This is a genomic window from Campylobacter concisus (genome assembly GCF_002914005.1).
Taxonomy (GTDB): Bacteria; Campylobacterota; Campylobacteria; order Campylobacterales; family Campylobacteraceae; genus Campylobacter_A; species Campylobacter_A concisus_N.
This window is the reverse complement of record NZ_POZU01000070.1, coordinates 1-6,776: the sequence shown is the minus strand read 5'-3', so window position 1 is coordinate 6,776 and position 6,776 is coordinate 1. Positions and strand designations below refer to the sequence as shown.

The following is a 6,776-nucleotide window of genomic DNA, read 5'->3' as shown; positions in this document are numbered from 1 at the left end:
TTAGTGTACTGCCTTCTCCGTGTCCTGGATAAAGCGTGAAGTTACCTTTTAAATTTTTACATTTTCCTAGACTTTTTAACATTTCATTTTTATCTGAAAAAGGAAAATCCCAGCGTCCTATACTTCCTTTAAATAAAAAATCTCCACTAAACATCATGTCATCTATCTCTATCATCGAGCAGCCTGGTGTATGCCCTGGGAAATGATGAAATTTGATGAAAAAATCATCAATGTTAAAATTTTCATCATTATCAACCAAAACATCTGGAGTAAAAGTACTTTTCATATAACCAAAAATATCGCTCTCACACATGAAAGCATCAAATTTGTTAATATAAACTGGAATTTTTAGCTCATTTTTTAGTTCGCTCACGTCAAAGATATGGTCAAAATGTCCGTGAGTACAAAGGATGGCTTCTAAATTTTTAGCATTTTGTAAAACCCATTCTTTTGCCCCATCTCCCGGATCTATCACTAAAGATGAGTTATCTTTTGTAACTATGTAACAATTAGTGCCAAAATCTCCAAAACTTTTGTGTATTACTCTCATTTTTTACCTTAAATTTATTATTTCTTAAAATTTTACATCTTTTTACTTAAACTTAAAGAAAAATTTTAAATTCACTTAGTATAATTTTTGCAAAAGGAAGCAAATCTAGGCAAAGGAAGAATGAAGGAGTATCAAAAAATCGAAGAAACTTTAGTTTTTAGCTTAAAAGATAAAACTAAAGATAAAAATTTGTTGTTGGGTGTTAGTGGAGGTATTGATTCTGCTGTAGTAGCGACTTTGTGTGCAAGAGCAAAACCAAATGAAACTCATGCACTCATCATGCCAACAGCATCATCAAACAGACAAAATATGGACGATGCCTTAAATTTATGCGAAAAATTAAACATAAAATATAAGGTTTTATCCATAGAGGGCATTTTAAATGCCTTTTACGAAACGATAGATGTAAATTTAAGCAATTTAAGAAAAGGGAATTTAGCAGCTAGAGTTAGAATGAGCTTGCTTTATGATTATTCATCTAGTATAAACGCTCTAGTTATCGGAACAAGCAACAAAAGTGAGCTTATGCTTGGATACGGTACGATATTTGGGGATTTAGCATGTGCAATAAATCCTATCGGAGAGCTTTACAAAAGTGAAATTTTTGAATTTGCAAAACATCTTGGGGTTGATAAAAATTTTATTGACAAAGCACCTTCGGCTGATTTGTGGGATGGACAAAGTGACGAAGGCGACATAGGTTACAGTTATGCTGTTATTGATGAGATTTTAGAAAATTTAGAAAATAACAAGGAGCAAGTCATCAAAAAGTTCGGATTAAAAGCAGTATCGGATATAGAAAATAGAGTTGTTTCAAACAGGTTTAAACGACAAATGCCGTTGATAGTGAAAATTTAAAGGATTAAAGATGAGAGAGATTCCGTTTTATAGACCAACTATCACTGAGCGTGAAAGTGAGCTTATTGAGGAGGCTTTGCACTCTGAAAATACTACTAATATCGTTGCTAGATTTGAAGAGAAGTTAAAAGAGTATTTTGGTGCAAAATTTGTAGTTACCACAAATAATATCGCAGCCGCACATCACTTGGCACTAAGCGCGCTTGACACTAAACGCGGAGATAAGGTCATTTGCTCCATAAATGCCTTTCCTAGCATTGCACAAGCTGTTAGACATTTTGATGCTGAACCTATTTTTGTGGATGTTGATGAAGAAGATTTTAACATCTGCCCAGATGCCCTTGAGAAAGTACTAAAAGAACAAAATCACAAAAAATTAAAATGTGCTTTTATCTCTCATATCGCAGGTCAAAGTGCTAGGATGGATGAGATAACGGCGGTTTGTGAGAAATACGGCGTAAAAATTTTAGATGATGCAAATCGCGGTATGGGCTTAACATACAATGGCAAAAAAGTTGGCTCAGACTCCTTTTTGTCATGCTTTCAAACACATTCGCGTGTGCAAAATCCTATATCAACGGTTGGATTTTTTACGACAAATGATGAGGAAATTTATAAAAGAGCAAAACTACTTCGCAACTATGCTCTTGTAAATGGCATTGATAAATTCGGTAGCTTGAGTTATATTTATGATGTCGTTGATATTGGCTTAAAGTATGATATAAACTCGATAAATGCAGCATTTTCTATTGCGCAGCTAGAAAGAACAGATAAGCTCATACAAAGAAGACAAGAGATCGCAAGAATTTATGATAAAGAGCTTGGCGAGTGCCACAATATAACAATCCCTGTCAAGAAGCGCGAGCACATTTATACTCAGTATATTATTAAGATAAATAAAAATCGAGATGGCTTTGCTAGAGAGCTTTTGGAGCACGGCATTCACACATCATTGCACTACATACCGATACATTTACTAAGCTATTACAAAAACAAATACTCGCTTAAAGTAAATGATTTTCCAAATGCTTTAAAAAATTATCAGCAAGTGTTGTCACTGCCTATTTATCATAGTCTGAGTGACGAAGAGGTGCAATATATCTGCAACAAAGTAAAAGAAATTTCTAAAACTCGTGTTTAAGAAATTAAATATTTTTTTACATTCTTGGGCGAATGACTACTTCTTTCGCCCAAATTTCTTTCAAATTTTACTAGCATTTTTACTTTTGCCACTAAGTTTTATCTATTTTCTTATTGTTATTTTTAAGAAATTTACTGCTAGAAAAATAGACTTTGGCATAAAGATAATAAGCGTTGGAAACTTAACCCTTGGAGGAAGCGGGAAGACTCCACTTTGCGTGGCAATTGCTAAAAATTTCGAGGGTGCTTTTATCATTCTTAGAGGCTATAAGAGAAAGAGCAAAGGCATGCAAGTTGTCGCAAAAGATGGCAAAATTTTACTTGACGTGGCAGCAAGCGGCGATGAAGCGATGATATATGCCACAAGCATCAAAAACGCAAATGTAATAGTAAGCGAAGATAGAAAATTAGCCATAGAGTATGCCAAGACTCACGGTGCGAAGTATATTTTGCTAGATGACGGATTTTCTAAATTCGACATAACCAAATTTGACATTCTAGTACGCCCAAACCCAGAGCCAAGACTAAAATTTTGCTTACCAAGCGGGGCTTATAGATATCCATTTAGCTTTTATAAATTTGGTGATTTTATAGTGATTGAAGGGCAAACTCATTTTAGAAAGAGTGAAATTTTAAATAAAAGCGAAAAAATGGTTCTAGTAACGGCCATAGCAAACCCAGAACGCCTCAAGCCATTTTTTGATGAGTGTGTAGCTCGCGTCTTTTTTCCTGATCACTACGACTTTTCAAAAGAAGAGCTAAGTGAAATTTTGCAAAGTTACGGTGCGACCTCGCTTTTGATGACGCAAAAGGACTATGTAAAGGCAAAAGATTTTGGTTTGCCAGTATCGCTTATCACGCTTGAAGTTACGCTAAGCGAGGATTTTAAAAAGGTTTTAGGGCGACAAATTTAAGCCCATTTTGTTATAATGAGCCACTTTTTAAAAGGAAAATTTAGATCAAAATGAGAATTTTAATCACCTCGGTTGCAAAGAAAAAAGAGGCAAAAAAACTAAGCAAAAAGCTCGTAAAAAAGGGACTTGCAGCTTGTGTAAGTAGCTTTAGCGCAAAAAGCATTTATCTTTGGCAAGAGAAGCTTTGTGATGAAAAAGAGCAAATTTTACTCATAAAAACGGACGCTAAATTTAAAAAAGTGGCTAAATTTATAAGAAAACACCACAGCTACGAAACCCCAGAAATTTTGGCACTTAAGCCAAAAGAGGTATTTAAAAAGTATGAAACTTGGATAAAAAATCAGCTAAAAAAGGCAAAAAATGAGACTAACACCAACTAGAAGCGTAAAAGATGAAAAGGTAAAAAATGTAAATTTAAGCACAGCCATGCTTAGCCCAAGCTCCGCTCATGGCGGACTTTATGCGCCAAAAAAGCTTCTAAAGATAACAAAATCAAAATGGCAAGAGCTCTCACAATTAAGCTACGAGAAGCTCGCACTTTATATTATATCACTATTTAAATTTGATGTGCCAGAGGCGTTTTTCAAAAATGCGGTTAAGAGATACGCGAGTTTTGACGATCCAAAGCACCCAGTAATTTTTAAAAAAATAGATAAAAATTTATACGTAAATGAGCTCTATCACGGCCCAACAAGGGCGTTTAAGGATATGGCACTTCAGCCCTTTGGCTCGCTGCTTAGCCAACTAGCCAAAGAAAGAGGCGAAAGATACCTTATCATGTGCGCAACGAGCGGTGACACAGGCCCTGCGACACTTCAAACCTTTGCAAACGATGAAAATATAAAGGTCGTCTGCCTCTATCCAGATGGCGGCACGAGCGAGGTGCAAAAGCTACAAATGCAGACCATACAAGGTGAAAATTTAAAGGTTTTTGGCATAAAAGGCGACTTTGACGACGCTCAAAGGGCGCTAAAGATGCTGCTTGCAAATGATAAATTTAAGGCTGAGCTGAAGAAAAAGCGCCTTAAACTAAGCGCGGCAAACTCGGTAAATTTTGGCAGAATTCTCTTTCAGATCATCTACCACGCCTACGCCTACGCAAATTTGCTAAAACAAAAGGCGCTTAAGGCAAACGAGAGCTTTGATATCATCGTGCCAAGTGGAAATTTTGGTAACGCACTTGGGGCGTATTACGCTAAAAAAATAGGCGCAAAGATCGGTAAGATCAAGATCGCTTCAAACGCAAACAATATCTTGACGCAGTTTTTTACTACCGGCGTTTACGACCTCAGGGACAAAAAACTAGTTAAAACGATAAGTCCTGCTATGGACATTTTGATCAGCTCAAACGTCGAGCGTTTGCTATTTGATAAATTTGGTAGTGAAAGAGCAAATGAACTCATGCAAAGCCTAGCTAAAAATAAATTTTATAAGCTTAGCAAGCAAGAGCTTGAAGTGCTAAAAGTGGACTTTGAAGCTAGCTGGTGTGATGATAAGGAGTGCGAGGCGTACATCGCAAAGCTCGCAAAGGGCGGCTACGCGATCGATCCGCATACAGCTACTTGCTTTAAGATGGTAGAGGATGGCCACATAAACGTCATCACATCGACTGCACATTGGGTGAAATTTACGCCAAGCATGATAAAAGCGTGCCAGATCAAAGATACAAAAGATGAAAAAGATGCGCTGGCAAAGACTGCTAAAATTTTAAATGACAGCGTACCAAGCTCGATAAACTCGTTATTTAGCGCAAAAATTTTACACAAAAACATTATAAAAGAGGACGAGATCGAAAAGTGCGTCCTAGAATGGATCGAGCAATGATAATCATCCCAGCTCGCCTTGCCTCAACAAGGTTTAGTAATAAAATTTTAAAAGAGATAAACGGCGTGCCGATGTTTGTGGCGACGGCTCTTAGAGTAAGTGGCGTGGACGATGTGGCAGTTGCGGTGGATGAGCCAAGCGTGCTAGAGATCGCCAAGGTTCACGGCATAAAAGCTGTGTTAACTAGTAAAGATCATCAAAGTGGGACTGACAGGATAAACGAAGCGGCGCAAATTTTGGGACTAAGCGAGAGTGAGATCATCATAAATGTTCAGGCTGATGAGCCATTTATTGAACCTGAAAATATCGCTAAATTTAGGGCGTTTTGCGAGCAAAATCGTGATAAAGCCTTTATGTTTTCTTGCTATAAAAAGATGGATGATGAGTTTGCGGATGATAAAAATTTAGTTAAAGTGGTGACTGATTTTGAGGGCTATGCGCTTTACTTTTCAAGATCAAGGATACCATTTAACAGAAGCGAGTGCAAAAGCTACAAGGCTCACCTTGGTATCTACGGATACAGCGTAAAAAGCCTAAAAGAGTTTTGCGGCCTCTTGCCTTCAAGCCTTGAAAATACCGAAAAGCTCGAGCAGCTACGCGCCCTAGAAAATGGTAAAAAGATAGCAATGCTAGAGGTTGAGAGCCAAAGTATCGGCATCGATAGCGAAGAGGACTACCAAAGAGCGTTAGCTAAATTTGGTAAGAAATAAGTCGGCAAATTCTCTTTAAATAAAGTCAATATTTAAGGAGAATTTATCTAAATTATTAATCTTTAAATGCAGTAAAAAATATTTTTCTACTCAAATAATATAAAACTAATTTTTCTTGATTTTTATTTTTTTAATTCTGTCTTTAACTACGTAAAATTTTAAAATCGCACTCGAGTAAAAGTCTTTATAGAAACCTAAAAATTTAGGCTCTTTCTTAGTGCAGATAGCTGCAAACACGCTCTCAAGGTCTATTCTCTCTTTTTGTGTCAAATTTTCCATCTATTTTCCTAATAACTTTCTCATCTTATTGATAACAAATAATATTTCATCGTCGTCAAGCTCACAAAGAAGTTTGCAAACTGCAGCAGCAGCTTGTGGCTTTGAGTTGCCAAGCCTCCAATCTTGATATGTTCTCATTGGTACACCAAGCTCTTCTGCCATTTTTGCTTGTGAAATTTTCTTACCGATATTTTTTGCCTCAACTGCATTATGAAGCAAATTAAATATATCACTTGTTTCAATCATTAAAGTATTATACGGATTATTTTATTAAATATACATAAAATAATATATAAATAATAGTAATACGTATAAATAAGTTAAAATATGTTATATATTATACTATAAAAAATTATATTAATACGTAAAAACGTATAAAAATATTAGAACATAGAGGAAATATAAAAGACTTTTAAGTTTGTTTAATTATTTTTTGTAATTTTATTTTCGGAAATATTTATACAATTAATATTAAAGAAGCTTAGTTATATAGACTAAAGA

9 protein-coding genes are annotated in these 6,776 nt (G+C 35.7%); 6 read left to right on the top strand and 3 right to left on the bottom strand.

What is annotated here, in order from left to right:
- Window positions 1-550, bottom strand: a 550-nt coding sequence (locus CYP54_RS08310; RefSeq protein WP_103604896.1) for an MBL fold metallo-hydrolase, incomplete at its 3' end; no start/stop codon positions are given.
- Window positions 551-670: 120 nt separating this feature from the next.
- Between CYP54_RS08310 and CYP54_RS08305 the strand changes: the two genes are divergently transcribed.
- From CYP54_RS08305 to kdsB, 6 genes are read left to right on the top strand one after another with little or no spacing between them, the layout of a single operon-like run.
- A complete protein-coding gene (locus tag CYP54_RS08305) occupies window positions 671-1,408 on the top strand; it encodes an NAD+ synthase (RefSeq protein ID WP_103589557.1) in 738 nt (245 codons plus the stop codon).
- A gap of 10 nt (window positions 1,409-1,418) precedes the next feature.
- Complete coding sequence (locus CYP54_RS08300) at window positions 1,419-2,549, top strand: DegT/DnrJ/EryC1/StrS family aminotransferase (RefSeq protein ID WP_103600307.1); 1,131 nt, start codon at window positions 1,419-1,421, stop codon at window positions 2,547-2,549.
- Window positions 2,542-3,462, top strand: a complete 921-nt coding sequence (locus CYP54_RS08295; protein WP_103604895.1) for a tetraacyldisaccharide 4'-kinase — start codon at window positions 2,542-2,544, stop codon at window positions 3,460-3,462. The genes CYP54_RS08300 and CYP54_RS08295 overlap by 8 nt, the downstream gene beginning before the upstream one ends.
- 50 nt (window positions 3,463-3,512) lie before the next feature.
- Window positions 3,513-3,842, top strand: a complete 330-nt coding sequence (cutA, locus tag CYP54_RS10345) for a divalent-cation tolerance protein CutA (RefSeq protein WP_103604894.1) — start codon at window positions 3,513-3,515, stop codon at window positions 3,840-3,842.
- On the top strand, window positions 3,823-5,286 hold the full coding sequence (thrC, locus tag CYP54_RS08285) for a threonine synthase (protein ID WP_103604893.1): 1,464 nt from the start codon (window positions 3,823-3,825) through the stop codon (window positions 5,284-5,286). The genes cutA and thrC overlap by 20 nt, the downstream gene beginning before the upstream one ends.
- Window positions 5,283-5,996 (top strand): 3-deoxy-manno-octulosonate cytidylyltransferase, encoded by a 714-nt coding sequence (gene kdsB, locus CYP54_RS08280; RefSeq protein ID WP_103604892.1) that lies wholly within the window; start codon window positions 5,283-5,285, stop codon window positions 5,994-5,996. The genes thrC and kdsB overlap by 4 nt, the downstream gene beginning before the upstream one ends.
- A 105-nt stretch (window positions 5,997-6,101) precedes the next feature.
- On the opposite strand, the gene CYP54_RS09940 is transcribed toward kdsB, so the two are convergent.
- A complete protein-coding gene (locus CYP54_RS09940; protein WP_021091517.1) occupies window positions 6,102-6,275 on the bottom strand; it encodes a hypothetical protein in 174 nt (57 codons plus the stop codon).
- A complete protein-coding gene (locus tag CYP54_RS08275) occupies window positions 6,276-6,521 on the bottom strand; it encodes a helix-turn-helix domain-containing protein (protein ID WP_072594609.1) in 246 nt (81 codons plus the stop codon). It lies immediately after the preceding gene.
- Window positions 6,522-6,776 lie beyond the last annotated feature (255 nt).